Source organism: Nocardia abscessus (assembly GCF_015477775.1).
Lineage (GTDB): Bacteria > Actinomycetota > Actinomycetes > Mycobacteriales > Mycobacteriaceae > Nocardia > Nocardia abscessus_A.
Genome location: NZ_JADLQO010000002.1, coordinates 753676 through 779099 on the forward strand (window position 1 = coordinate 753676; position 25424 = coordinate 779099).

20 protein-coding genes are annotated in these 25424 nt (G+C 69.9%); 11 read left to right on the plus strand and 9 right to left on the minus strand.

The features are described from left to right. Positions 1–105: 105 nt before the first annotated feature. Complete coding sequence (locus IU450_RS09220) at positions 106–1023, plus strand: NmrA family NAD(P)-binding protein (protein WP_195149303.1); 918 nt, start codon at positions 106–108, stop codon at positions 1021–1023. Between the two features lie 268 nt (positions 1024–1291). Here IU450_RS09220 and smc read toward each other — a convergent pair whose 3' ends face one another. Further along, positions 1292–4912 carry a chromosome segregation protein SMC gene (gene smc / locus IU450_RS09225; RefSeq protein WP_195149304.1) on the minus strand — a complete coding sequence of 1207 codons (3621 nt, stop codon included), beginning with the start codon at positions 4910–4912 and terminating at the stop codon, positions 1292–1294. A 421-nt stretch (positions 4913–5333) separates the two neighbouring features. Between smc and IU450_RS09230 the strand changes: the two genes are divergently transcribed. Continuing rightward, the gene (locus IU450_RS09230) at positions 5334–7007 is read left to right on the plus strand and encodes a hypothetical protein (protein ID WP_195149305.1); all 1674 of its coding nucleotides are present in this window, start codon (positions 5334–5336) and stop codon (positions 7005–7007) included. Positions 7008–7063: 56 nt separating this feature from the next. Here IU450_RS09230 and IU450_RS09235 read toward each other — a convergent pair whose 3' ends face one another. Next, a complete protein-coding gene (locus IU450_RS09235; RefSeq protein ID WP_195149306.1) occupies positions 7064–7489 on the minus strand; it encodes a DUF1707 SHOCT-like domain-containing protein in 426 nt (141 codons plus the stop codon). Between the two features lie 229 nt (positions 7490–7718). Here IU450_RS09235 and IU450_RS09240 point away from each other — a divergent pair, with 229 nt between their 5' ends. Together IU450_RS09240 and IU450_RS09245 are read left to right on the plus strand one after the other, a co-directional pair. Next, complete coding sequence (locus IU450_RS09240; protein ID WP_195149307.1) at positions 7719–8804, plus strand: S-(hydroxymethyl)mycothiol dehydrogenase; 1086 nt, start codon at positions 7719–7721, stop codon at positions 8802–8804. Beyond that, entirely contained in the window at positions 8798–9427 is a 630-nt protein-coding gene (locus IU450_RS09245; protein WP_228834379.1) for an MBL fold metallo-hydrolase, read from the plus strand. The genes IU450_RS09240 and IU450_RS09245 overlap by 7 nt, the downstream gene beginning before the upstream one ends. A 56-nt stretch (positions 9428–9483) precedes the next feature. Here IU450_RS09245 and IU450_RS09250 read toward each other — a convergent pair whose 3' ends face one another. The 4 genes from IU450_RS09250 to IU450_RS41285 are packed head-to-tail and all read right to left on the minus strand — an operon-like array spanning position 9484 to position 14456. Then, on the minus strand, positions 9484–10353 hold the full coding sequence (locus IU450_RS09250) for a potassium-transporting ATPase subunit C (RefSeq protein ID WP_195149309.1): 870 nt from the start codon (positions 10351–10353) through the stop codon (positions 9484–9486). 1 nt (position 10354) lies between these two features. Then, complete coding sequence (kdpB, locus tag IU450_RS09255) at positions 10355–12502, minus strand: potassium-transporting ATPase subunit KdpB (RefSeq protein WP_195149310.1); 2148 nt, start codon at positions 12500–12502, stop codon at positions 10355–10357. A 1-nt stretch (position 12503) separates the two neighbouring features. After that, positions 12504–14174: a potassium-transporting ATPase subunit KdpA gene (gene kdpA, locus IU450_RS09260; protein ID WP_195149311.1), complete on the minus strand. Its 1671-nt coding sequence runs from the start codon at positions 14172–14174 to the stop codon at positions 12504–12506. Beyond that, on the minus strand, positions 14175–14456 hold the full coding sequence (locus tag IU450_RS41285; protein ID WP_416382856.1) for a potassium-transporting ATPase subunit F: 282 nt from the start codon (positions 14454–14456) through the stop codon (positions 14175–14177). 352 nt (positions 14457–14808) lie between these two features. On the opposite strand from IU450_RS41285, the gene IU450_RS09270 reads away from it, so the two are divergent. The 7 genes from IU450_RS09270 to IU450_RS09300 all read left to right on the plus strand — a co-directional run bounded on the left by IU450_RS09270 (position 14809) and on the right by IU450_RS09300 (position 21462). Then, the gene (locus tag IU450_RS09270) at positions 14809–17346 is read left to right on the plus strand and encodes a sensor histidine kinase KdpD (protein WP_324197599.1); all 2538 of its coding nucleotides are present in this window, start codon (positions 14809–14811) and stop codon (positions 17344–17346) included. Between the two features lie 52 nt (positions 17347–17398). Next, entirely contained in the window at positions 17399–18082 is a 684-nt protein-coding gene (locus IU450_RS09275; protein WP_195149609.1) for a response regulator, read from the plus strand. Between the two features lie 101 nt (positions 18083–18183). Beyond that, complete coding sequence (locus IU450_RS09280) at positions 18184–18645, plus strand: OsmC family protein (RefSeq protein ID WP_195149314.1); 462 nt, start codon at positions 18184–18186, stop codon at positions 18643–18645. Next, entirely contained in the window at positions 18645–18923 is a 279-nt protein-coding gene (locus tag IU450_RS09285) for an acylphosphatase (protein WP_195149315.1), read from the plus strand. Before IU450_RS09280 ends, IU450_RS09285 begins: the two co-directional genes overlap by 1 nt. 31 nt (positions 18924–18954) lie before the next feature. Beyond that, positions 18955–19776, plus strand: coding sequence for a hypothetical protein (locus IU450_RS39570; RefSeq protein ID WP_228834195.1), 822 nt, complete (start codon positions 18955–18957; stop codon positions 19774–19776). Further along, positions 19777–20943 (plus strand): glutathionylspermidine synthase family protein, encoded by a 1167-nt coding sequence (locus tag IU450_RS09295; protein WP_195149316.1) that lies wholly within the window; start codon positions 19777–19779, stop codon positions 20941–20943. It begins immediately after the preceding gene. Between the two features lie 63 nt (positions 20944–21006). Next, positions 21007–21462: a DUF350 domain-containing protein gene (locus IU450_RS09300; RefSeq protein WP_043695410.1), complete on the plus strand. Its 456-nt coding sequence runs from the start codon at positions 21007–21009 to the stop codon at positions 21460–21462. A gap of 78 nt (positions 21463–21540) precedes the next feature. Here the strand turns inward: IU450_RS09300 and IU450_RS09305 are convergent, their stop codons facing one another. From IU450_RS09305 to IU450_RS09315, 3 genes are all read right to left on the minus strand, one after another. Beyond that, on the minus strand, positions 21541–21729 hold the full coding sequence (locus IU450_RS09305) for a hypothetical protein (RefSeq protein ID WP_195149643.1): 189 nt from the start codon (positions 21727–21729) through the stop codon (positions 21541–21543). 99 nt (positions 21730–21828) lie between these two features. Beyond that, complete coding sequence (locus tag IU450_RS09310; RefSeq protein WP_416382850.1) at positions 21829–23958, minus strand: glycogen debranching N-terminal domain-containing protein; 2130 nt, start codon at positions 23956–23958, stop codon at positions 21829–21831. Continuing rightward, a complete protein-coding gene (locus tag IU450_RS09315) occupies positions 23955–25148 on the minus strand; it encodes a glycosyltransferase family 4 protein (protein ID WP_195149612.1) in 1194 nt (397 codons plus the stop codon). Before IU450_RS09315 ends, IU450_RS09310 begins: the two co-directional genes overlap by 4 nt. Positions 25149–25424: the final 276 nt, after the last annotated feature.

The window sequence follows — 25424 nt, forward strand, 5'->3', positions numbered from 1 at the left end:
CGTTACGGCCTTCCGCTGAGCGACCTGGTCAATCGGGTCGGGCCACCCGTATCGTCCGAATCCGGGTTATCCGACCCGATTCTAACGAGCAAGAGAAGGCGGAGCATGTCCCCTCAGCACAACCTCATCCTGGTCACCGGAGCCACCGGCCAGCAGGGCGGCGCGACCGCCCGCAGCCTGTTGGCGGACGGCAGGGCGGTGCGCGCGCTGGTCCGCGACGCGCATGCGCCCGCAGCACAGGAGTTGGCCGCGGCGGGTGCGGAACTCGTCGTCGCCGACTTCGACGCCCCGGAGACCTTGCCCGCGGCGCTGGCCGGGGTCACCGGGTTGTTCCTGGTCCCGCCCGCCGCGTACTCCTCGCAGGGCTGGGATGTCGACCTGGAAGCGGCGCGCGGACAAGCGGTCGTGGACGCGGCGCGCGAGGCCGGCGTGCGGCAGATCGTGTTCACCGGCATCGCCTCGATGGGCGACGACGCCTCGTGGGGCGCGACGGGCAAGAAGCGCATCGAAGACGCCGTCATCGCCAGTGGCACCCGCTACACCCTGCTGCGCCCGGTGCGCTTCATGGAGAACTACCTGCTGCGCACGTCACCGGTCGACGGCATCATCGGCGGGGTACACCGGCATCTGTTCCCGGCCGAAGGGCCGATGAAGGTCATCGCCCTCGCGGACGTCGGCGACATCGCCGCTCTCGTCTTCGCCGACCCGGATCGATTCCACGGCCGCGTCCTCGAACTCGCGGGCGACGTGCTCGTCCCGCCCGCGGCCGCCGCGGCGATCAGCGCGGCGACCGGCCACCCGGTCCGGTATCACGAGGTGAGCGAAGCCGACGCGGACGCGCTCGGCCCGGAGATCGGCAATACTTGGCGCCTGATGCGCCATACCGGCGGCTGGCGCGCGGACGTCGAGCAGATCCGCGAAATCCATCCCGCCCTGCGGACGTTCGACACCTGGCTCGCCGAAAGCGGTGCGGCCCAGATCAAAGCGCTGCTGGACAGCGAAGAAGCGACTGCTGCTCGGTAATTCACCTTCGAGCAGCCTGCTCGTACCGCTGATCCGTGCGTGACCGACCGCCGTCGCACACCGCGGGCAGTGCTCACTGATCAACGCCTTCGCGCTGCTCACAGGGGTATTCCGAGGCCAGGCGTACCGCCGACACGGTGATACGCCTGCGCAGCAGATCCGATCGTGCTCGACGCCCCCCGGTGGGCGCGGAAGTCGACGAGACATTCGGCCCGTCGCGCAAGCACATCCACGAGCGCAAGGATTAGGTGGCGATCGCGAAGGGCGCTCAGCCCGCCGCGCCGACGGGAGCCAAATTCTCCCCGCGCAACCGCTGAGAGATCACCTGGGTGATGCCGTCGCCGCGCATGCTGACGCCGTAGAGCGCGTCGGCGATCTCCATCGTCGGCTTCTGGTGCGTGATGACGATCAGCTGGCTCTTCTCCCGCAGCTGTTCGAACAGGCCGATCAGGCGGCGCAGGTTGGTGTCGTCCAATGCCGCTTCGACCTCGTCCATCACGTAGAACGGCGACGGGCGGGCGCGGAAGATGGCCACCAGCAAGGCAACCGCGGTCAGCGACTTCTCCCCGCCGGACAGCAGCGACAATCGCTTGACCTTCTTGCCCGGTGGGCGGGCCTCCACCTCGATGCCGGTGGTGAGCATGTCCGAGGGGTCGGTGAGCAGCAACCTGCCCTCGCCGCCGGGGAACAGTTTCGCGAACACCTCGACGAACTCGCGCTCGACGTCGGCGTAGGCCTCGGTGAACACCTGCAGGATGCGGGCGTCGACTTCGGCGACCACCTCCAGCAGGTCCTTGCGCGCGCTCTTGACGTCCTCGAGCTGGGTGGCCAGGAAGTTGTAGCGTTCCTCCAGCGCCGCGAACTCCTCCAGCGCGAGGGGATTCACCTTGCCCAGCGTGGCGAGGTCCTTCTCCGCGCGTTTGGCCCTGCGCTCCTGGGTCTGCCGGTCGTAGGACATCGGGGCGGGTTCGCTGACCTGTTCGCCGCGCTCCTTGGCCTGCTCGTACTCCTGCATCTCCAGCGCCGAGGGCGGCAGCGGCACGTCCGGACCGTACTCGGCGATCAGATCGTCCAGCGCGATGCCGAACTGCTCGGCGATGTTCGCCTCCAGCTGTTCGATGCGCAGCGCCGCCTGCGCCTTGGCGACCTCGTCCCGGTGCACCGCGTCGGTGAGCTGGGACAGCTGCGCGGTGAGCGCGCGCACCCGCTCCTTCACCTGCTCGACCTGCGCGGCGCATTCCGAACGTTTGCGCACCAGCTCGTCTCGGCGGGCGCCCGCCTCGGCGACGACCCGCTCCAGCTCGGCGGCGATCTTCGCACCGGATTCGGCGACCGCGGCGGCCACCTCGGCCGCCTTCTTGCGCGCGGCCTGGGCGCGCTCGGCGCGAGCCCGGGTCTCCCGCTCGGCGCGCGCGGCGCGGCGCAGGGAGTCCGCCTTGCCGCGCACCGATTCCGCCCGTTCCTCGGCCGTGCGGACGGCGAGCCGGGCCTCGACCTCCATCGCCCGCGCCTCGGCCAGCGCGGCCGCCGCCTCCTCCCGCGCGCGGCCCGCGGACTCGGTGCCCGCCGCGCCCGCGCCGTCGGCGTCGACCTCGGACTGTTCGAGTTCCGCGTGCCGCAGGCGATCCTCCAGTTCGGCGAGCGAGGCCAGCGCCTCTTCCCGGCTCGCCTCGGCGTCGTCGCGCTGGCCCAGCAGTCGCTCGCTCTCCGCGTGCGCGGAGCGGGCGGTCTGGCCGAGCCTGGCGAGCCGCTCGTAGATCGCCACCAGTGCCTGATCGGATTCGTGCAGGGCGAGCAGCGCCTGGTCGACGGCGTCCTTGCGGTCGGCCTGCTCCTCCAGCGCGCCGGACAGCGCGGCCTCGAGTTCCTCGGCGCGCCGCTGCGCCGCGACCAGCTCCGCCTCGGCGGCGTCGATGTCGGCCTGGATCTCCAGCTGGCTGGGTGCGCGATCGGAACCACCCAGCAGCCAGCCGTTTCCGGCGAGGTCGCCGTCGCGGGTGACCACGCGCAGATCGGGCCGCACCGCGACCAGCGCACGGGCGGCGGGCAAATCGTCGGCCACCGCGATGCCCGCGGTCAGCGCGGCGATCGCGCCGCGCACCGGGTCGGGGCACTCCACCACGTCGACCAGCCAGCGGGCCCCGTCGGGCAACGCGCCCGGCTGCGGCCGCTCGGCGCTCTCGGCGCCGAACACCACAGCGGCGCGGCCACCGTCGGCGTCCTTGAGCGCCTGGATCGCGGCGTGCGCGGACTCGCCGGTGTCGGCGGCGACGGCATCGGCCAGCGGGCCGAGCGCGGCCGCGACCGCCGCCTCGTAGCCGCCGTGCACGCGCAGCAGGCCGGACAGCGGACCGAGCAACCCCTGTTCGCGGTGCTCCACCAACCAGGCCACACCGTCCCGGCGGGCCAGGTTCATTCCGAGCGCCTCGATCCGCGCACCCAGCGACGCGACCCGCTTGCTCGCGTCGCGGTCCTGCTCGCGCAGTTCGGTGACGCGCTGATCGGCCAGTTCGAGGGCCTGCACCGCGTGTTCGTGCTGGATGTCCAGTCCGGCCTCGCCCGCGTCGAGTTCCGCGAGTTCGCCCTGCACCGTGTCGAATTCGGCTTGGGCGGCCTCGCCGCGGTGACGGGCGTCGGCGATGGCGACGGACAGGCGCGCGATCTCCGCGTCCACCGATTGCGCCCTGGCCCGCAGGGTGTCCACCTTGCCGGACAGCCGGGCCACTCCTTCCCGCCGGTCCGCGATCGCCCGCACCGCGGCCAGGTGCGCCTGCTCGGCGGCCTTGGCGGCGTACTCGCGTTCGGCCAGCTGGTCTCTGGCCGCTTCCAGCGTCTCGGCGGCCATCTCGACCGCCTCGCGCAGCTCGGCCTCCTCGGCCTCCACCCGGTCCGCCTCGGCCTCCAACTGCTCGGGGTCGCGACCGGTGCCGACCGGGGCGGCGGCGTCCAGGTGCCGCGCCCGGTCACCCGCGATGCGGATGGTCGCGTTGACCCGCTCGGCCAGCGCGGAGAGCTGGAACCAGATCTGTGCGGCGGCCTCGGCGCTCGGGGTCAACCGGGACAGCTGGAATTCCTGCTGCGCCAGCGCCGCGTTGGCGGCGTCCAGCTCGGAGTGCACGGTGATCTGCTGCTCGCGCGCGTACGCCTCCTTGCTCTGCTGACTGGCCAGCTCCTCGCGGCGCGTGACCAGGTCGTCGGCGGCCAAGCGCAGCCTGGCGTCGCGCAGGTCGGCCTGCACGGTCTGCGCCCTGCGGGCCACCTCGGCCTGCCTGCCCAGCGGTTTGAGCTGGCGGCGCAGTTCGGTGGTGAGGTCGGTCAGGCGGGCCAGGTTGGCCTGCATGGCCTCCAGCTTGCGGACCGCCTTCTCCTTGCGCTTGCGGTGCTTGAGCACACCGGCGGCCTCTTCGACGAACGAACGGCGGTCCTCCGGGCGCGACTCCAGGATGGCCGACAGCTGCCCCTGCCCCACGATGACGTGCATCTCGCGGCCGATGCCGGAGTCGCTGAGCAGTTCCTGCACGTCCATCAGGCGGCAGGAGTTGCCGTTGATCTCGTATTCGCCCGCGCCGTCGCGGAACATGCGCCGGGTGATGGACACCTCGGCGTAGTCGATCGGCAGCGCGCCGTCGGAGTTGTCGATGGTCAGCGTGACCTCGGCGCGGCCGAGCGGGGCGCGGCCCGCGGTGCCCGCGAAGATCACGTCCTGCATCTTGCCGCCACGCAGCGCCTTCGCACCCTGCTCGCCCATCACCCAGGTGAGCGCGTCGACGACGTTCGATTTGCCCGACCCGTTCGGACCGACCACACACGTGATGCCGGGCTCCAACCGCAGCGTCGTCGCGGACGCGAAGGACTTGAAGCCCTTCAGCGTCAGACTCTTCAGGTGCAAGTTCGACGACCTTTCCGTGTTCTGCCCGGTCGGCGTTCTGCGTGGTCCAGCCAGCGCATCCGGCGACCAGTCATGGTATCCGTCGCGTGCGGGGACCTGACCGGGCCCGACGATGCATGCGGCCGAGTAGCGGTTCGGCGATATCCGTAGGTTATCCACTCCTCCCCGGTTCGCGCGCATTTCGATGTGCCCGAGGTTTGCCCGCATCGCCGAGTTCGCTGCGTGCCGCACCGGGCGTGCGCATCGGGAGCGAGCACGGCGGATCGCTCCGTCGTCGCGCAGCCGAGGCCGCGTGCTCGGCCGACCGCGCCCCCTCCTGCCGCCCCTGATCGAGGCGGTCTCGAACTGGCACTGACGCCGCGCCCTCCTGGCACATACGATCCCTCTGATTCGCCAGCGGAACGTTCGGGAGCGCACCACGATGTCTGCCCCCTCACCAGGGACAAGCACGCGGTTCCGCCTTGCCCGCATCACGGGACTGGTCCTCGGCAGCCTGGTGTTCCTGCACGCCTGTGAGCGCAGCAAGAGCACGCTGCTCGGCGATGTGCGGGTGGAGGTGGCTATCGCGGCCGCCCTCGGGGCGGCGGCTCTGGCCGCAGGGTGGTTCGAGGTCAAGCTACGGGCGCAGGAGGAGGACGCCGACCCGTCATGGGACGATTCCGAGCAGGACGAAACCCCCAGTCCTGGGAATTTTCCCGGTCGATCCCTGCGGTCCGCCCACGCGCCCTACCCCGAACGTGAACCAGCCGGGCACACCCGCCCTGCCACGCGACCGGCGCCCACGACGCGCCTGGAGGACGACAACCAGCCCGAACCCGCAGGGCCCTCGGGCCGCGCCGATCTCGTCACGGGGATTGCGCGGACATTGCGGATCACCCGCTCCGGAGCAACGGGCGAACGACCGCAGCTGCCCGCGTTCAGCGCGATGACGAAATGGATGCGCCGGGTCGAGCCCGACGAGGACACCGATCCGGACGAGGTCGACGACGACGAGGTCGAGCAGATCACCCACACCGAGACCGGCGAGCTCGTCATCGAGTCCAGCAGCCGAACGGTGCGCGCCAAGATCGCCCGTTCCGGCGACCTCGTCGTGCACGGCCGCGCGCACGGCGGTCCGCATCCGCGGTCGGAATGGAAGTGGACGTTCCGACCGGAGACCTTCCCCGCCATCCGTGCGGCACTCGGCGGCGGACCGGGCGACCTTCTCGATCTGCTCGAGGACACCATTCCGTGGCTGGACGCCGGCGCCCGCCACGACCCGGGTGCGTGGCTGCGCGCCCACGACATCCCGGCGACCTACCAGGAGAAGGGCGTCAGCGCCACGCAGGTCACTCGCGAACTTCCCGTGCTCCAGCCCGGGCGGCCGCCCCGCGCGGGCATGTCCCACCGGAAGCCGCCTCGCGACGCACCCCGCGCCCGGACCGCACGGACGTCCGCCGAAGCCGGGAACGACCGGGCCCGACCTGCGGCGGGCACACGATCCCAGGAGCCATCCCCCGCGCGCCGTGAGACCCGCTCCGCCCAGCGCAGAGCCGCCGACTCACAGCCGTCGTCCCGGCGCACCGAGGCCGAGCGGCGGACTCGCGGCGACAAGTCCCGGGCCAGCGGACAACCCCGGGCGACCGGACAGCAGAGCCGCTCGTCCGACGACTACGGTCCACCGACGCCGTCACGCCGACGGCACAACGAGCCCGCGCACAGCGATCGGTCTCCCCGCACCGGTACGGAAGATTCCTCCCCATCCGCCCGCCCGACCCCCGGCCGTCCGGATCTGCCGAGACGCAGACACCAGGGCGCCGCCGACCAGCGCGACACGCACCACGGCGCCGGACGGCCGGAGGGCTACGACGACACCCGTCGGTCACGAGCGAGCCGGCAGTCCGGGTGGAACTCCCAGCCGTCCCCGGACTTCGAGCCCGGGACCGCCCGGCGCGAGCGGCCCGATTCCCCGTACCGCGACCGACCGGCGCCGTCCGACCGAGCCGCGGAACGAACCCACGATCAACCTCCGCCCGGCCGCCGCCATCGCGGCGACGAGCGGCCGCGGCGCGATACTCCGTCCGGACAGGAGCACACCTTCCGGCGGGGGTGGTAGGACACGAAAAGGCGCTGCCACCCGGCAACCCGGGCGGCAGCGCCGGTAAACGAGGCTCAGCTCGCGCGGTGGGTGCATCGACCGTTCTCGAAGCCGGCCACCATACGGAACGCGAGGACGGCGCCCCACGGGCCGATCACCCACATCGGCCAGAAGTAGGTGAAGGCGCCGACGCCGATCGAGATCGCGGCCCAGATCACGAGCACCAGCACGCTCACGGCGAGCCAGGTGCTGCCCTCGATGCGCTGCCAGATCGGCATGCGCCGGCGGGTGGACGCGGGTGCGTCCGCCTCTTTGCCGAGCTCGGGCAGATCGGACAGCACCAAGCGCAGGTCGTCGCGGTCGGTGGTGGCGTACACCTGGGCGACGCGCTGGTCGTACTCGGGCAGATCGATCCGCCCGTCTGCCATGTGCCTGCCGAGCAGGCCCACCACGGCGTCGCGTTCGGCGTTCGAGGCGCGGGTGCCGGTGGAGATGTCCATGCCTGGTCCTATCGACGGTTCCACCCTCCATAGTGGAATACAACCCCAGCATAACCCTCCAAAGTGGAATGTCAACCCGGGGATGATTCCCGATCGAAAGCCGCGCCCCGCCGCGCTCCGGCGGTAATGTTCGAATCGTCGGGAACAGCTGTATGGACAGCTGTTCAGAATCGCGGGTCGGCCGCACGGCCGGATCCGCGTCATCAGTGAATGCGCTGAGGAGGCGAAGGTGTCGGAAACCGTCCGCGGGGTCGTGGCCCGCAGCAAGGGCGCACCGGTCGAGATCGTCGACGTGGTGATCCCCGATCCGGGACCGCACGACGTGGTGGTCCGGGTGCAGGCCTGCGGGGTCTGCCACACCGACCTGCACTATCGCGAGGGCGGGATCAACGACGAATTCCCGTTCCTGCTCGGCCACGAAGCCGCGGGTGTGGTGGAGACCGTGGGCGCCGCGGTCACCCACGTGGCGGAGGGCGACTACGTGATCCTCAACTGGCGCGCGGTGTGCGGCGAGTGCCGGGCGTGCAAGCGGGGCCGTCCCTGGTACTGCTTCGACAGTCGCAACGCGAGCCGGAAGATGACGCTCGCCGACGGGACCGAGCTGACACCCGCGCTGGGCATCGGGGCGTTCGTCGACAAGACGTTGGTGCACGAGGGCCAGTGCACCGAGGTCGATCCGGAAGCCGACCCCGCGGTGGCCGGCCTGCTCGGCTGCGGCGTGATGGCGGGCATCGGCGCGGCGATGCACACCGGCAACGTCTCCACCGGCGACGCCGTCGCGGTGATCGGCTGCGGCGGCGTGGGCGACGCGGCGATCGCCGGGGCACGGCTGGCCGGGGCCGCGACCGTCATCGCCGTGGACCGGGACGCCCGGAAACTGCGCTGGGCCACCGACTTCGGCGCCACCCACACGATCGACGCGACCACCGAGGACGTGGTCGAGAAGATCCAGGAGTACACCGGCGGCTGGGGCGCCGACGTCGTCATCGACGCGGTCGGCCGCCCGGAGACCTGGAAGCAGGCGTTCTACGGCCGCGATCTGGCGGGCACGGTGGTCCTCGTCGGCGTGCCGACTCCGGAGATGACCATCGACATGCCGCTGCTCGATCTGTTCTCGCGCGGCGGTGCGCTGAAGTCGTCCTGGTACGGCGACTGTCTGCCGGAACGCGACTTCCCCACGCTGATCGACCTCTTCCGCCAGGGACGGCTGCCGCTGGACCGGTTCGTCACCGAACGCATCGGGCTCGACCAGGTGGAGCAGGCCTTCGCCAAGATGCACACCGGCGACGTGCTGCGCTCGGTGGTGGTCTGGTGACCACCCGCATCGACCGCGTCGTCACCTCCGGCACCTTCGCCCTCGACGGCGGTAGCTGGGCCGTGGACAACAACATCTGGCTGGTCGGCGACGACGACGAGGTGGTCGTCATCGACGCCGCCCACGACGCCGACCCGATCGTCGCCGCCGTCGCCGGACGCGCCGTGCGCGCGATCGTGTGCACCCACGGACACAACGATCACGTGACGGTCGCGCCCGAACTCGCCGAGCGCCTCGGCGCACCGGTCCTCCTGCATCCCGACGACGAGCCGCTGTGGCGCATGACCCACTCGGAAGCCGCCTACCGGCCGCTCGCGGACGACGAGCGAATCGCCGTGGCGGACACCGAGATCCGGGTCCTGCATACGCCCGGCCACTCCCCCGGGTCGGTCGCACTGCACCTGCCCGCGGCCACGGCGGTGTTCACGGGGGACACGTTGTTCGCGGGCGGACCCGGCGCGACGGGCCGCTCGTTCTCCGATTTCGGCACGATCATCGAATCGATCCGCGAGCGTCTGCTGACGCTCCCCGAGGAAACCACCGTGCACACCGGCCACGGTGACTCCACCACCATCGGGGCGGAGAAACCGCACCTCGCCGAGTGGATCGCGCGCGGCCACTGAGCACCGGCACCGCGGGCGATCGGATGCGATCGCCCGCGAGCGGCCGGGGCGAAGACTCAGCCGCGGTACGGGTAGCGCTGATCCAGATCCGAATTCAAGCGCAGGACTTCGACCCGCGGCTCGCCGAGGAATCCCAGGGTTCGGCCGCGGGTGTGCTCGTCGACCAGCGCGCGCACCTGCTCCTCGGTCACGCCGCGCGCCTTCGCGACGCGCGACACCTGAATGGCCGCGTACTCCGGAGAGATATGCGGGTCGAGGCCACTGCCGCTCGCGGTGACGGCATCCGCGGGCACCACCGGGTCGGCGGGAGCGTCACCGCGAATCGGCACGATGCGGCCGACAGAATAGTCCTGCCCGGCTTCGGCGCATTCGACCGGCACGCCGTGATAGGTGGCGAGGAACGGCCGCCCGGGGCACACCTCGTTGACGCTGACGACCTGCACCGGATGTGCGACATCGCCGTCGGCTTCCCGAGGACCGATTACCGAGAGCACGGCGCCCACACCATCTTTCGTGCAGTACGGACGGCTGCCGTCGACCCCTTCACGGTCGCCGACCTCCTTGCTGCGGGCACACACGGTGGTGAGCAGACTCGGCCGTGACGCGGTGTCCACGATGTCCTCCGGTCCGAGATTGCTCGCCGCGGTGGACATCGGGTCGTAACCGTCCCCTGCGGCGGAGGGGCGGCTGTGGAAATACTGCACCAGGGCCGCGCCGTCGGCGTCGGCGAACGATTGCCCGATGAGGCCGGAGCCCACGGTCGTTCCGTCGATGACGACCAGCGAGCCGTCCGCCTTGTCGCGCAGTCCGGGCAGCTGGGCCACCGCGAATACCGCCAGCGGATAGACGATTCCGGTGATCGCCGTGAGCACGAGCAGGGCGCGCAATGCGGCCAGGTGCTGCCGGATCCAGGTTGAAAGGCGCATGTCAGGACATCCCGGGAAGGAATCGGACGACGAGGTCGATGAGTTTGATGCCGAGAAACGGCGCGAGGATGCCGCCGAGACCATAGACGGTCAGGTTGCGGCTCAATAACTTCGACGCGCTGGACGGCCGGTATCGCACGCCGCGCAACGCGAGCGGGATCAGCGCCACGATGACGACTGCGTTGAAGACGACCGCCGAAAGGATGGCCGATTGCGGGCCGGCAAGGCGCATGACGTTGAGCAGGTCCAGGCCCGGAAACAGCGGCACGAACAGGGCGGGAATGATGGCGAAGTACTTCGCGATGTCGTTGGCGATGGAGAACGTGGTCAACGCGCCCCGGGTGATGAGCAACTGCTTGCCGATCTCCACGATCTCGATCAGCTTGGTCGGATCGGAGTCCAGATCGACCATATTGCCCGCCTCTTTGGCCGCCGATGTGCCGGTGTTCATCGCCACGCCCACATCGGCCTGTGCCAGCGCGGGTGCATCGTTGGTGCCGTCACCGGTCATCGCGACCAGCCGCCCGCCCTGCTGTTCCCGCTTGATCAGCGCCAGCTTGTCCTCCGGCGTCGCCTCGGCCAGGAAGTCGTCGACCCCGGCTTCATCGGCGATCGCCTCGGCGGTCAACGGGTTGTCACCGGTGATCATCACCGTCCGGATGCCCATGCTGCGCATCTCATCGAACCGTTCCCGCATGCCCTGCTTCACCACGTCCTTGAGGTGGATCACGCCGAGCACTTCCGCCGATCCGTCGGCCACCCGGCCGACGACCAACGGAGTGCCGCCCACCGCGGAGATCCCGTCCACCGTCGCGCCGAGTTCGCTCGGTACCGAACCTCCGTGGGCGCGCACCCATTCGGTGACCGCGCTCGCCGCGCCCTTGCGCAGCAGGCGGCCATCGATGTCGACGCCGGACATCCGGGTCTGGGCGGTGAACTCGACCCAGCTCGCGTGGGTCAGCTCGCCCGGCGTCCGCTCTCGCAGCCCGTATGCCACTTCGGCGTAGACCACGATGGACCGCCCCTCAGGGGTCTCGTCGGCCAGGCTGGAAAGTTGGGCGGCGTCGGCCAGTTCGTCCTTGCTCACGCCCGGCGCCGGGACGAAGTCCGCGGCCTGCCGATTGCCCAGTGTGATGGTGCCGGTCTTGTCCAGCAGCAGGGTGTTCACGTCCCCGGCGGCCTCTACGGCGCGCCCGGACATGGCGAGCACGTTGCGCTGCACCAGCCGATCCATGCCCGCGATGCCGATGGCCGACAGCAACGCGCCGATGGTCGTCGGAATCAGGCACACCAGCAACGAGACCAGCACGATCCCGGTGACGCCGTGCACGTCCAGAGCCGAGGTGTCCGGCACCCCCGGGTTGTTCGCCTTGCTGAAGATCGCCATCGGCTGCAGCGTGACGACCGCGAAGACGAAGATGATCGTCAGTGCGGCGAGCAGGATGTTCAGCGCGATCTCGTTCGGCGTCTTCTGCCTGCTCGCGCCTTCCACCAGCGCGATCATCTTGTCGATGAAACTCTGGCCCGGCTCCTGGGTCACCCGCACGACGATCCGGTCCGACAGCACGGTGGTGCCGCCGGTCACCGCCGAACGGTCCCCGCCGGATTCCCTGATCACCGGGGCGGATTCGCCCGTGATCGCCGACTCGTCCACCGAGGCGATGCCCTCGACCACGTCGCCGTCACCGGGGACGACCTCCCCGGCTTCGACCACGACGTGATCGCCGCGCCGCAGCTGGGGCGCGGCGACCTTCTCCTCGACGGCCCGCGCGCCCGGCGACCAATCGACCAACCGGCGCGCGACGGTGTCGGTCTTGGCCTTGCGCAGCGTATCGGCCTGCGCTTTCCCCCGGCCTTCGGCGACCGCCTCGGCCAGGTTCGCGAAGATCACGGTGAGCCAGAGCCACACGACGATCGCCCAGGCGAAGAAGGACGGGTCCACCAGCGCGAGAACGGTCGACCACACCGCGCCCAGTTCGACGATCAGCATCACCGGGTTGCGCCACAGCGTGCGCGGATCGAGCTTGCGCACCGCGTCCGGCAACGAGGTGAGCAGCAGCTTCGAATCGAGCACTCCGCTCGTGACTCGTCGTGGCCGCTCGGGCCCGGCCGTCACCGAGACGTTCGCATCGAGTACCGAACCGGTCATGTCAGTGGATTCCTTCGGCGAGCGGCCCGAGCGCGAGCGCGGGCAGGAAGGTGAGCGCGACCAGGATCACCGTCACACCGACGACCATGCCGACGAACTGCGGCCGGTGCGTCGGCAGCGTGCCGATCGACGCGGGAGTGGCGCCCTGCCCGGCCAGCGAACCGGCCAGCGCGAGCACGAAGATGATCGGCAGGAAACGGCCCAGGAGCATGGCGAGACCGAGAGCGGTGTTGTACCACTCGGTATTGCCGGTCAGACCCGCGAACGCGGAGCCGTTGTTGTTGGCCGCCGAGGTGAACGCGTACAGCACTTCCGACAGTCCGTGCGGCCCGGAATTCAGCATGCCCGCGCGTTGGCCGGGCATCGCCAGCGCCGCGGCCGTGCCCACCAGCACGATCAGCGGGCTGATCAAGAAGTACGACGCGGCGAGCTTGACCTCGCGCGGCGTGATCTTCTTGCCGAGGTACTCCGGTGTGCGCCCAACCATGAGGCCCGCGACGAACACCGTGATCACCGCCAGGATCAGCATGCCGTACAGGCCCGACCCCACACCGCCCGGCGCGACCTCGCCCAGTTGCATGTCGAACAACAGCATCAGTCCGCCGAGGCTGGTGTAGGAGTCGTGGAGCGAATCGACCGCACCGGTGGAGGTCAGCGTGGTCGCAGCGGCGAAGGTGGCCGAATTCGATACGCCGAAGCGCTGTTCCACGCCTTCCATCGAAGCGCCTATCGCGGTCGGCACGGTGCCGTGGTGCTGTAGCTGGAACAGGTTGGTCAGCATCACGCTGACCAGCGCGATCGTCCCCATCACCGCGACGATGGCGTAGCCCTGCTCGCGGCCGCCCACCATCCGGCCGAAGGTGCGCGGCAACGAGAAGCTGATCACCGTCAGCAAGAAGATCTCCACCCAGTTGGTCCAGGTGGCCGGGTTCTCGAACGGGTGCGCCGAATTGGCGTTGTAGAAGCCGCCACCGTTGGTGCCGAGTTCTTTGATCACCTCTTGGCTGGCGACCGGGCCGCCGGGAATGATCTGCCGGGTGCCGCCGAGGGTTTGCGCCACTTGGTCGTGCAGGTGGAAGTTCTGGATCACACCGCCCGCCACCAGCACGAGCGCGAAGACGAACGCGATCGGCAGCAGGATGCGCAGCGTGCCGCGCACCAGGTCCACCCAGAAGTTGCCGAGATCGCCGGTGTGCCTGCGGGCGAACCCGCGCACCAGCGCCACCGCCACGGCCATGCCGACGGCCGCCGAGACGAAGTTCTGCACCGCCAGCCCGGCCATCTGCACCAGGTGTCCCTGAGTGGATTCACCGGAGTAGTTCTGCCAATTCGTGTTCGTCACGAAGCTGACCGCGGTGTTCCAGGCCAGCGCAGGCGTCATGGCGGTGCCCGGATCGTGCAGGTGCAGCGGCAATCCACTTTGCAGGAGTTGGAAGAAGAACAGGAAGAGGATGCTCACCGCGGAAAAGGCCAGCACGCTGCGTGCGTACACCGGCCACGATTGCTCGACCTCCGGTCGCGCGCCGATCACGCGGTAGACGACGCGTTCCAGGCGCGAATGCGTTCGCCCGTCGTACACCCGGTACATGTAGTCGCCCAGCGGCACGTGCACCAGAGCGAGCGCCAGGATCAGGGCCACTACGAAAGCGACCCCGGCGGTTGTCGTGCCCACTCAGAACCTCTCGGGGAACAGCAGCGCCGCGACCAGGTAGAGCGCCACGCCGACGGCGAGAACCAGACCGATCAGGTTCGCGGTCACAACTTCTCCACCCCGCGCTGGACCAGCCCCAGCAACGCGAACGCCGCCACGGTGAGCGCGGTGAACACTACGACCGACATGATTCGACAACCTCCATCCGCGCGCCTTACCTCGGCGCGACAGAGCGAGTGAAGCCGCCCATCCGGCCCTGCCGGTCACTTCCTGACGACTTCTTGATGCCCCGATGCTCGGCATTTGCGGTTCGTTGACAGTCGAGGCGACGCCCGCAAGCAACCCGTCAAGGAATGGAGGTGGACCGTCAACACACCGTAAAAATCGAGGTCGGCGCGCGTGACGAAGGTAGAAGTGGAGAGCCGGGCTCAGCGACCGGCATCGTCCGTGCGGAAGAGAGGACCGTCATGTCGGCAATGGCCGTAGTCGCCGGATTCGTCTGCTGCGCGCTGATCCTCCGCGCGCTCGCGGCCCGCGACCGTCGGCCCGTGACTATCCAGGCCGTCCGTGCGCGGCGATGACGGCCGCCCGGCACCACGCGCCGCAGCGATCCGGGCTGCTCGGCCGAGGACGCGCGGCGCGCGATGATGAACAGGTGAAACGCGGTCAGCTGCGTATCTACCTCGGCGCCGCGCCGGGAGTGGGCAAGACCTACGCCATGCTCGGTGAGGCGCACCGGCGGCTGGAGCGCGGCCGCGACGTGGTGGCGGCCGTGGTCGAGACCCACGGCAGGCGCAAGACCACGCAATTGCTGGAGGGCATCGAGCGCATCCCACCGAAGCTGATCGAGTATCGCGGCAGTACGTTCCAGGAACTCGACGTCGAGGCCGTGCTGCGGCGCGCCCCCGCGGTGGTGCTCGTCGACGAGCTGGCGCACACCAACACGCCGGGCAGCAAGCGCGAGAAGCGCTGGCAGGACGTGGCGGAACTGCTCGACGCGGGCATCGACGTGATCTCCACGGTCAACGTGCAGCACTTGGAGAGCCTCAACGACGTCGTGGAACGGATCACCGGCATCCAGCAGCGCGAGACGGTGCCCGACGCGGTGGTGCGCGAAGCCGACCAGGTGGAGCTGGTCGACATCACGCCGGAAGCGCTGCGGCGCAGGCTTTCCCACGGCAACGTGTACGCCGCGGAGCGGATCGACGCCGCACTGCGCAACTACTTCCGGGCCGGAAACCTCACCGCGCTGCGCGAATTGGCGCTGCTGTGGCTGGCCGATCAGGTCGACGCCGCGCTGGCCGCGTACCGGGCCGACCACAAGATCACCGAACCGTGGGAGGCTCGCGAACGGGTCGTGGTGGCGGTGACCGGTGGTCCGGAGTCGGAGACGATCGTGCGCCGGGCCGCCCGGATCGCGACCAAGTCCAGCGCCGATCTCGTGGTCGTGCACGTGGTGCGCGGCGACGGCCTGGCCGGTGTCTCCACCGAGCGGCTGGCCCGGCTGCGTGAGCTGGCGGCCGGCCTGGACGCCTCCCTGCACACCGTCACCGGCGATGACGTGCCCACCGCGCTGCTCGAGTTCGCCCGCGAGGTCAACGCCACCCAGCTCGTGCTCGGCACGTCCCGGCGCTCACGCTGGGCGCGGATCTTCGATGAGGGCATCGGCTCCACGGTGGTGCAGCGCTCCGGCAAGATCGACGTGCACATGGTGACGCACGAGCAGGCCCACCGCGGTTTCCGGCACTCGGCCCTGCGGCCCCGCCGCCCCGTGGCCGCCTGGCTCGCCGCTGTCGTCGTACCGGGCCTGGTCTGCGCGTTCAGCGCCGCTTACTTCGACCACGTGCTGGATCTCGGCGGCATCAGCGCCGTGTTCGTGGTCGGCGTGGTCGCGGTCGCGCTGCTCGGCGGCGTCGTGCCCGCGGCGTTCTCCGCGCTCCTGTCGGGCCTGCTGCTGAACTGGTTCTTCGCCCCGCCCCGCTACAGCCTGACCATCGCCGAGCCGAACAGCTTCCTCACCGTGGTGGTGCTGCTCATCGTCGCCGTCGCGGTCGCGGCGCTGGTCGACTTGGCGGCGAAGCGAACCGGACAGGCGCGCAAGGCTTCCCGGCAGGCCGAGCTGCTGACCACGTTCTCCGGCGCGATCCTGCACGGCGCGGATCTGCCCCGGCTGCTCGAACAGATCAGGGAGGTCTTCGCGCAGCGCGGGGTCGCCCTGGTGGCGGGTGACCAGGTGCTCGCCGAGGTCGGGACCGACCCGCCACGGCGACTGCCGGACGCCGACACCGTGGTCGAGGCGGCCGATGCCGGGCACCGGCTGCTGCTCGCGGGGCGTCCGCTCGCGGCCGCCGACCGTCCGGTGCTGAACGCGGTGACCAATCAGGCGGTGGCGCTGGTGCGGCAGGCGCGGCTGGTCGAGGAAGCCGGCGCCGCCGCCGCCCTGCTGGAGGCCGATCGTCTGCGGCGGGCGCTGCTCTCGGCGGTCAGCCACGATCTGCGCACCCCACTGGCCGGGGCCAAGGCGGCGGTTTCCAGCCTGCGCAGCGATGACATCGAGTTCTCCCCGGAGGACACCACCGAGCTGCTCGAGACGATCGAGGAATCGGTGGATCAGCTCACCGCGCTGGTCGGCAACCTGCTCGATTCCTCCCGGCTCGCGGTCGGCGTGGTCACACCGCAGGTGCGACGGGTCTATCTGGACGAGGCGGTGCACCGCGCGCTGCTCAGCGTCGGGATGGGCGCGCGCGGACTGCGGCGCGCGGCGATGGACCGGGTCCGCGTCGAGGTCGGCGACATCTCGGTGCGCGCCGACAGCGGCCTGTTGGAAAGGGTGCTGGCCAACCTGATCGACAACGCGCTGCGGCACGCGCCACGCGCGGGCACGGTCCGGGTCACCGCGGAACGGACCGGCGAGCGGGTCTCGATCGCTGTGGTGGACACCGGCCCCGGCGTGCCGCACGGCACGGAGGAGCAACTGTTCGAACCGTTCCAGCGTCTCGGCGACCGGGACAACACCAGCGGAGTGGGGCTCGGGCTGTCGGTGGTGCGCGGATTCGTCGACGCGATGGGCGGCGCCGTGCACGCGGAGCCGACCCCCGGGGGAGGATTGACCATGCTGGTCGAGCTGCCCGGCGGGGAGCCGCTGGACGCGGGCGGCGACGTCGCCCACGAGACGACGAGCGCAGGTGAGTGAGGTGTCCGTGACGACGCAGGAGGCGGCGGTGGTGACGAAGACGCCCGAGGCGGTGGCGACGAAGGTGCTCGTGGTCGACGACGAACCGCAGATCGTGCGCGCCCTGCGGATCAATCTGGCGGTCCGCGGCTACGAGGTGATCACCGCCGCGACCGGCGGCGCGGGCCTGCGCGCGGCCGCCGACCGGCATCCGGACGTGGTGATCCTCGACCTCGGCCTGCCCGACATGGATGGCATCGAGGTGCTCGGCGGGCTGCGCGGCTGGACCTCGGCTCCGGTGATCGTGCTGTCGGCGCGGACCGATTCCGCCGACAAAGTCGAAGCGTTGGACGCGGGCGCCGACGACTACGTCACCAAGCCGTTCGGCATGGACGAGCTACTGGCGCGGCTGCGCGCCGCGGTCCGCCGCGGCGCCACCGATCCCGATGCCTCCGCGCCCGTGGTGACGACCGAATCGTTCACCGTCGATCTGGCCGCCAAGAAGGTCACCAAAGGCGGCGAGACCGTGCACCTGACCCCCACCGAGTGGGGCATGCTCGAGATGCTGGTGCGCAATCGCGGCAAGCTGGTCGGGCGGCGCGAGCTGCTGCGCGAAGTCTGGGGCCCTTCCTACGCCACCGAGACGCACTACCTGCGGGTATACCTGGCGCAATTGCGCCGCAAGCTGGAGGACGATCCGTCGCGGCCCAAGCACCTGCTCACCGAAGCGGGGATGGGTTACCGGTTCCAGGAGTAGTAATCCCGGCCACGGACGGCCCGGCGGTCGGAATGGCGCGGCGGGGCACGGTGTTGCCAGCCGCGCGAGCTGATTGCGACGACAATGGCAGGATCGAACCCATGGCTGAACAGACCGTTACCACCGCAGGCGCGGCGCCGATCGCGTCCGAACCCACCACGCTGTGGGTCGAGCGCACCGGGACCAGGGCCTATACCGGCCGCAGTTCTCGCGGCGCCGAGGTGCTGATCGGTTCGCAGGGCGTCCCCGGTGTGTTCACCCCCGGCGAGCTGCTGAAGATCGCGCTCGCCGCGTGCTCGGGCCTGAGCGCGGACTTCCCGCTGTCGCGCAAGCTCGGTGACAACTTCGACGCGACCATCCGCGTCTCGGGCGACGCCGACCGGGAGAACGAGGTCTATCCGCAGCTGGACGAGGTGTTCGAACTCGACCTCAGCGAACTCGACGACGCGGCCAGGGAACGGTTGCTGGTCACCGTGCAGCGTGCGATCGACAAGGTCTGCACGGTGGGGCGGACGCTGAAGGCGGGATCGAAAGTGACGCTGTCGTTCGACATCGAGGCCTGATGGCCGAGGCCGTTCGGTTGAGCGCCTGGGTGCACGGTCTGGTCCAGGGCGTGGGTTTTCGCTGGTGGACCCGGTCGCGGGCGTTGGAACTCGGGCTGGTCGGGCACGCGACCAACGCCAGGGACGGCCGGGTGCACGTGATCGCGGAGGGGCCGCGATCGGCGTGCGAGCGGTTGCTCGCACGCCTGCGTTCCGGGGATACACCTGGTCAGGTGAGGTTGGTTGTGGAAAGCTGGGAGCCCGCGCGGGGTGATTTGACCGGTTTCGAGGAGCGGTAGTGGTGGTTCGGGCGACGAGGGGGGCACAGCGGTGAGCACACGTGATCCGGGCGACGACGAGCGCCGGGGCGAGCCCGAGCGGCCGTCCGGCCCGCGAACCCCGGCCGATGACGAGCAGGCATCCGCCCCGGTCCCGCCCGGGCCCGGCGACGAACAGGACTGGTCGACGCCCGTCTCCGCTGGAACGGACCGGTCTACGCCCGCTTCCGCGCCGAGTGGTCCCGCCGAGCAGCCCGAGATCGACTGGTCGACGCCCACTTCCGCGTCGCCCGGCAACGCGGGCGCCGGGCAACCTCCCGACGCGTCCGCGCCGCGCCCCGGCAGCATCCAGCGCCAGCAACCCGGCGTCACCCAACCCCGCCCGCAGACGGTGGCCGAGGCACGGGCACGAGACAAGGCGCGCAGGCGGGCCGAAGAGGCGCAGCGCGCCGCCGCCGCGGCCGAGGAGGCCAAGAAGCGCACCCGCAAGCGCGTCATGATCGGCGGTGTCGCCATCGTCGGCGTCGCAGCCTTGGTCGGCGGCGGCTATCTGGCCTACCGTGCCCTGACCGCGCCGGACCGGGTCACGGCTCAGTGCGTGAAGGTCGAGAACGGTCAAGAGATCGTGGTCGACGATTCCTACTGCGGCGACGGCCGTCCCGGGTTCGTCAACGACGGCGGAGTCAATCCGGGTCTGATCATCCTCGGTGGCGGCCCGCAGTACCGCTACTACTACGGCGGCACCGGCACGGTCGGCAGACCGCCGACCGGCGGCACCACGATCAAGCCGAAGAACGCCGAGATCAAGACAAAGAGCGGCACCACCATCCAGCGCGGCGGTCTGGGCAGCAAGAGCACCGGCGGAGGGTCGTAGATGCGGCGCGTACGGGATACGCCACGGCCGGGCTGGCAGCAGACCATCGAAAGCCAGGGCCTGGTCTACGGTTCCCCGGGGCGGGACGCGAGCGGTCAACCCCGGCCGTACTGGGACGAGTCGGTGCACTACGAGTTCGAGATGCCGGAGATCCTCGCGCTGGAGGCCGACGTCGAACTGCTGCACTCGATGTGCCTGAACGCGGTGGAGCACATCGTGCTCACCGAGCGGTTCGCCGATTTCGGCCTGCCCGAGTGGTGCTGGGGCCCGATCGCCGAATCCTGGCGGCGCTCCGACCCACACGTGTACGGGCGCTTCGACCTGCGCTACGACGCGCGACGCCCGGCGAAGCTGCTGGAGTACAACGCGGACACGCCGACCTCCTTGCTGGAAGCGGCGATCGTGCAGTGGCACTGGCTGACCGACCGCTACCCGGGCGGCGACCAGTGGAACTCGTTGCACGAGAAGCTCGTCGAGCGCTGGGGCGAGCTGCGCGATGTGCTGCCCGGTTCGCAACTGCACTTCACCTGGTCCGGCGCCGACGCCACCGGCGAGGACAACGTCACCACCGCCTACCTGCAGGAGACCGCGGCCGAGGCCGGATTCGACACGATCGCGCTGCCCATCGAGGAGGTCGGATTCGACTCGGAGCTCGAGCGGTTCGTCGACCTGGCGGAGGCACCGATCGAAGCCGTCTTCAAGCTCTATCCGTGGGAGTGGGTGCTCGACGACGATTTCGGCAAGCGGGTCGTGGACAGCCTGCCGGAAACCATGTGGATCGAACCGCTGTGGAAAGCTCTGCTGAGCAACAAGGCGATCCTGGCGGTGCTGTGGGAGATGTACCCGGGCCACCCGAATCTGTTGCCCGCCTACCTCGACCAGCCCAACGAGCTCACCGAGTACATCCGCAAACCGAAGCTGGGCCGCGAAGGCGCCAACATGACCATCGTCGGCGCCGGCCTGGAGACCGCGACCGGCGGTGTCTACGGCGAGGAAGGCTATGTGTACCAGTTGCTCGACCCGCTGCCGGAATTCGACGATATGCGCCCGGTGCTGGGCGCGTGGATCGTCGGCGACGCCGCGGCGGGGCTCGGCATCCGCGAGACCGCGGGGCTGATCACCGACGACGGGTCCGCGTTCGTCCCGCACCGCATCCTCCCCGACTGAGCATCGTCACCGACAAGCACCAATCCATCTCGGCGCAGGCCAACCCACTTCGGAAGGATCAAGATGACCGCAGTCGCCCTGGAATCGGGGTACTGGAACTCGCTGGGCGAGGGTGTGGGAGCCATCGTCCTCTACGCCCTCGTCGGCTTGGTGCTCATGCTCGTCGGCTTCTACGCCATCGACCTGACCACCCCGGGCAAGCTGCGCAAGCTGGTGGTGGCGGGCAAACCGAACGCCATCATCGTCACCGCCGCAGGCATGATCAGCATGGCGTTCATCGTGGTACTCGCCATCCTGGCCGTGGGCAGCGGCGGCAAGCTCTCCGAAGGCCTGATCGCCGCGTTGGTATTCGGCCTGGTCGGCATTGTCGCCCAGGTCATCTCGGTGCGCGTCATCGAGCGGGCGATCGGCATCGATATCGGCGCCGCGCTGCACGCCGAGACCTACACCACCGAGGTGCTCGTGGTGGCGGCCGCGCATTTCGCGCTCGGGCTGGTCGTCGCCTTCGCGATTCTGTAGCCCGCACGCCGTCGGCGGTCCTGGGGCGGGATGCCGGTACCCGCCCGAGGACGGCTGTGCGGGCTGCGAACCGCTCCGTCAGTGCGTGTCTCGGTGGTCGAGACAATAGGCCGCCGCAGCCAGGTACTGGCGGCATTCCGGACCGTGACCGGCGTGCACGCTGCGGATGAAAAGGGCGCGATCCAAGTCGAGATCCGTCGAGGGCTCCGCGGCACAGTCCCGATACTGTGTCCGCCACAGGTCCTGCATATCCAGCGATGTCTGCATCGTGCACCACCTTCCGTGCTGCGTATCAGTGCGAGAAGGCTTGCCAATATCCCTACGCCGGAGGCATACCCGCTCGCGCCCCTCGGCAACCGGTGTGCGTCACCGGGTCACCAATCGCCAGTCGTCGGGCAGGCGCGCCGCGGTGATCTGCGCGCCCTCGGCCTCCAGGTCGACGGTGGTCGCACCGAGCCGCAGAGCGCGCAGCGAGACCCTACCCCACCGCGCGGGCAGCTGCGGCCGGACGGTGAGCGTCCGGGTCGGCGCGTCGGGGTCGAGGCCGAAGAACGCGCGCACCAGCAACAGCGGCGCCGCGCTCGCCCACGCCTGCGGCGAGCAGGACGTCGGATACGGCACGGGAGAGGCGAAACGCGACCGGGGAAAGCCGCAGAACAACTCCGGCAGGCGCCCGTCGAACATCGCCGCCGCGTCCAGCAGGCCGGTGGCCAGCTGTGTCGCCAGCTCCACCGCACCGGGCAGGTGCCGGTAGCGCAGCAGCCCCGCCACCGCGATCGCCGTGTCGTGCGGCCAGACCGAGCCGCAGTGATAGCTCATCGGGTTGTAGGCGCCCATGTTCGAGGCCAGGGTGCGCAACCCGAACCCGGAGTCCATCTCCGGGCTCGCCATGCGCGCCACCAGTTCGGCGGCGTGCTCGTCCGTGGCGATGCCCGACCAGAGGCAGTGCGCGACATTGCTGGTCAGCGAGTCGACCTGGCGTTTGCCGCCGTCCAGCGCCACGGCATACCAGCCGCGGTCGGGCAGCCAGAACTGCTCGGCGAATTTGACCCGCAGCTCCGCCGCGCGTTCGCGCAGCCGTCCGGCCATCCGCGGGTCGTCGAAAGCGTCCGCCAGTTCGGCCCTGGCCAGCATCGCGGCGTGCACGTAACCCTGCACCTCGCACAGCGCGATCGGGGCCTCGGCGATATGGCCGGTGGCGTCGTTGATTCCGTCGAAGCTGTCCTTCCAGCCCTGATTGATCAGGCCGCGGTCGGTGGCGCGACGGTACTCGACGAATCCGTCGCCGTCCCGGTCGCCGTAGTCGGTGATCCAGTGCAGCGCTGCATCGGCGGCGGGCAGCAGTTGCCGGATCGCCTCGGTGTCCGCGCCCCAGCGATGGCATTCCGCCAGCAGCATCACGAACAGCGGTGTGGCGTCGGCTGTTCCGTAGTAGATGTTGCCGCCGAACACCTGCCCGCCCGCCGGGCCGCGGCGCATCTCGTGCATGATGCGTCCCGGCTCCTCCTCGGTGAGCGGATTCACGTCCTGCCCTTGCAGTTCCGCCAGCTGCTGCAGCGTGCCCAGCGCCAGGTCGACCTCCAGCGGCAGCGCCATCCACGCGGTGAGCAGGCTGTCGCGGCCGAACAGGGTCATGAACCACGGCGCGCCCGCGGCGACGAACGGCCGGGCGTCGCCGGATTCGTCGTGCATCTGCAGGGCGCCCAGGTCGCTTTCGGTGCGTCGCAGTACCCGGGTGAGCGCCGGATCGGACGCGGCGATGTCGGTGGCGGTGTCGCGCCACGCCTCGATCTTGCGGCCCGGCGCGCTGATCCCGTAGTGCTCACCGGGAGAGATCGCCTGGAATCGCTGATTGCCCACCGTAGGCTGGGCGATGATCTCGGTCTGCCAGGATTCGCCCACCGGCACGATCACCCGCCACACCAGCGAACCCGGCATAACCTCCGGCTCCACGGTCGCCGAGATCGAGATCCCCCGGCTGCGGTCGGCGTGGTCGTGCAGCACCAGTTCGCCGTCGGCGACCGTCACGTCGGCCCGGGCGTGTCCGGCGCGGCCTTCCTTCACCGCGAACAGGTCGACGAAGTCGGCGTCCACGTGCAGCTCCAGCAGCACCGCCGTTGGCTCGCGGCCCATGTTCTCCAACGTGATCAACTCGTGCATGCCGTCGGCGACGATCCGTTCGCGCACCACCAGCAGCGTGCTGTCGGCCAAGCCCGCCTGCGGGGGCCTGCGCAACACGAACCTGGCGGCGAACGCCTCCGGACTCAGCACCGAGAGCGGCTCGGCGGGTTTGCCGTTCACCAGCAGTTCCCAGCGCGACAGCACACGCGCGTCCCGGAAGAACAAGCCGTGCGGCTTGCCCGTCTCGACATCGCCGAGCCGATTGGACAGGCAGAACGTGCCGCCTTCGACCAGGGTGACCGAGCCGCACCCCCCGAACCCGGTCGGCTCACCGGAGTTCAGGGGGGCGGGGCTCAACGGTGCGGAACCGGTCACGCCAATCCGCTCGCCGCGATCCTGACCGGCGCGGCGCCGGACGTGCTGTCGACCGGCGCCGTGGCGGGCGCCGCGGTGTCCAGCGGCGCGGCGCCGAACCGCTTCTTGGAGCGCAACAGCCGGCGATACACCTGCTCGTACCCGAAGCCGAGCGTGTCGGACCCGAACTTGGCCTGCACGTGGGAACGGCAGGCGTACGGGTCGATCGCCCTGACCTCTTCGATGGCCGCAGGCAATTCGGCGGGATCGGAACAGATACGGCCGGTCACGCCGTCGACGATCACCTCGGACACTGCCCCGCCGCGCAGCGCGACCACCGGCGTGCCACAGACCATGGATTCGATCATCACCATGCCGAACGGTTCCTCCCAGCGGATTGGGAACAACAGGCAACGCGCATTCGCAAGCAGCTTACGCTTGGCCGCCGCGTCGGCGAGACCGAACAGGTGATCGTTGTCCGTCAACAGCGGCCGCACCTTCTCCTCGAAGTATGCCTGTTCGGGACGTTCGCTGCACTTACCGGCGAGCACCAGTGGGATGCCCGCGGCGTGCGCGGCCTCCAGCGCCAGGTGCGGCGCCTTGCACTCGTTGAACCGGCCGAGGAACAGCGCGTAGTCGTCCTTCTCGACCCGGAACGGCCAGTCGTCGACGTGCAACGCATTGTGCACGCGTCCGGACCAATTCAGGCCCGGTGCGAGTTCACGCTGACGGTCGCTGATCGCCACGAGTGCCACCTCGTCGCCCAGATCCTGGTAGTAGCGGTAGATGTCGTCCTCCACCGGCCCGTGCACGGTCAGCACCGTAGGCAGGCCCATGCTCTGGAAGACGGACGCGTTGAGCGGGCCCGCGAAGGTGTGGTCGTGCACCAGGTCGACACCCGATGTCGCCACGAGCTTCTCGATGGCGCGCCGCACCCGCAGTGCGTGCACGACCTCCGGGAACGGCTCTCCGAGGCGCTCGGGCAGCGCCCGGTCCCACACCGGTACGAACTTGGCCTTGGTCCCCGGCTCCCCCGCGCCCAACAGTGTGACGTCGTGGCCGCGGGCCACCAATGCGTCGACCAGATCGGCCACAACGGCCTCGACACCGCCGTACGCCTTGGGCGGGACGTCGAAGTACGGCGGCACGACCATCGCGATGCGAAACGGGCCGCTGGCATGATCTGTCGACAAGTAGTCGGACGACGGCATTTCCAGATCGGACGATGCCTGCGCGGAAATCGGCACGGAAAGCGCGCTCATGACCCTCCTTCCAGGGACAACCAAGTAGCACTCGCATTCACCCAGCACTCGGAGTACCGGGCGCCGAACTGAACTAAGTGGCCGCCGCGGCGGGGGTGAAGACCTAGCTGCACCGCCGTCCATGGGGCTTGGTTGGCCTGGTCAGGCTTTCGGCATGATCAGGGGGGCCGAGTGGGAGGTACCTCAGGCGGCGTCGTTCAAACCAAACAGTTCGGGAAAAATCGC

What these genes read in the sequence shown, in the direction of transcription:
- kdpB (WP_195149310.1), bottom strand. Translation starts at nt 12,502, where the DNA reads ATGACCGGTTCGGTACTCGATGCGAACGTCTCGGTGACGGCCGGGCCC.
- IU450_RS09235 (WP_195149306.1), bottom strand. Translation starts at nt 7,489, where the DNA reads ATGGACATCTCCACCGGCACCCGCGCCTCGAACGCCGAACGCGACGCC.
- IU450_RS41285 (WP_416382856.1), bottom strand. Translation starts at nt 14,456, where the DNA reads ATGCCGAGCATCGGGGCATCAAGAAGTCGTCAGGAAGTGACCGGCAGG.
- IU450_RS09315 (WP_195149612.1), bottom strand. Translation starts at nt 25,148, where the DNA reads ATGCCGTCGTCCGACTACTTGTCGACAGATCATGCCAGCGGCCCGTTT.
- IU450_RS09300 (WP_043695410.1), top strand. Translation starts at nt 21,007, where the DNA reads ATGACCGCAGTCGCCCTGGAATCGGGGTACTGGAACTCGCTGGGCGAG.
- IU450_RS09280 (WP_195149314.1), top strand. Translation starts at nt 18,184, where the DNA reads ATGGCTGAACAGACCGTTACCACCGCAGGCGCGGCGCCGATCGCGTCC.
- IU450_RS09250 (WP_195149309.1), bottom strand. Translation starts at nt 10,353, where the DNA reads ATGCGCCTTTCAACCTGGATCCGGCAGCACCTGGCCGCATTGCGCGCC.
- IU450_RS09230 (WP_195149305.1), top strand. Translation starts at nt 5,334, where the DNA reads ATGTCTGCCCCCTCACCAGGGACAAGCACGCGGTTCCGCCTTGCCCGC.
- IU450_RS09285 (WP_195149315.1), top strand. Translation starts at nt 18,645, where the DNA reads ATGGCCGAGGCCGTTCGGTTGAGCGCCTGGGTGCACGGTCTGGTCCAG.
- IU450_RS09305 (WP_195149643.1), bottom strand. Translation starts at nt 21,729, where the DNA reads ATGCAGACATCGCTGGATATGCAGGACCTGTGGCGGACACAGTATCGG.
- IU450_RS09295 (WP_195149316.1), top strand. Translation starts at nt 19,777, where the DNA reads ATGCGGCGCGTACGGGATACGCCACGGCCGGGCTGGCAGCAGACCATC.
- IU450_RS09220 (WP_195149303.1), top strand. Translation starts at nt 106, where the DNA reads ATGTCCCCTCAGCACAACCTCATCCTGGTCACCGGAGCCACCGGCCAG.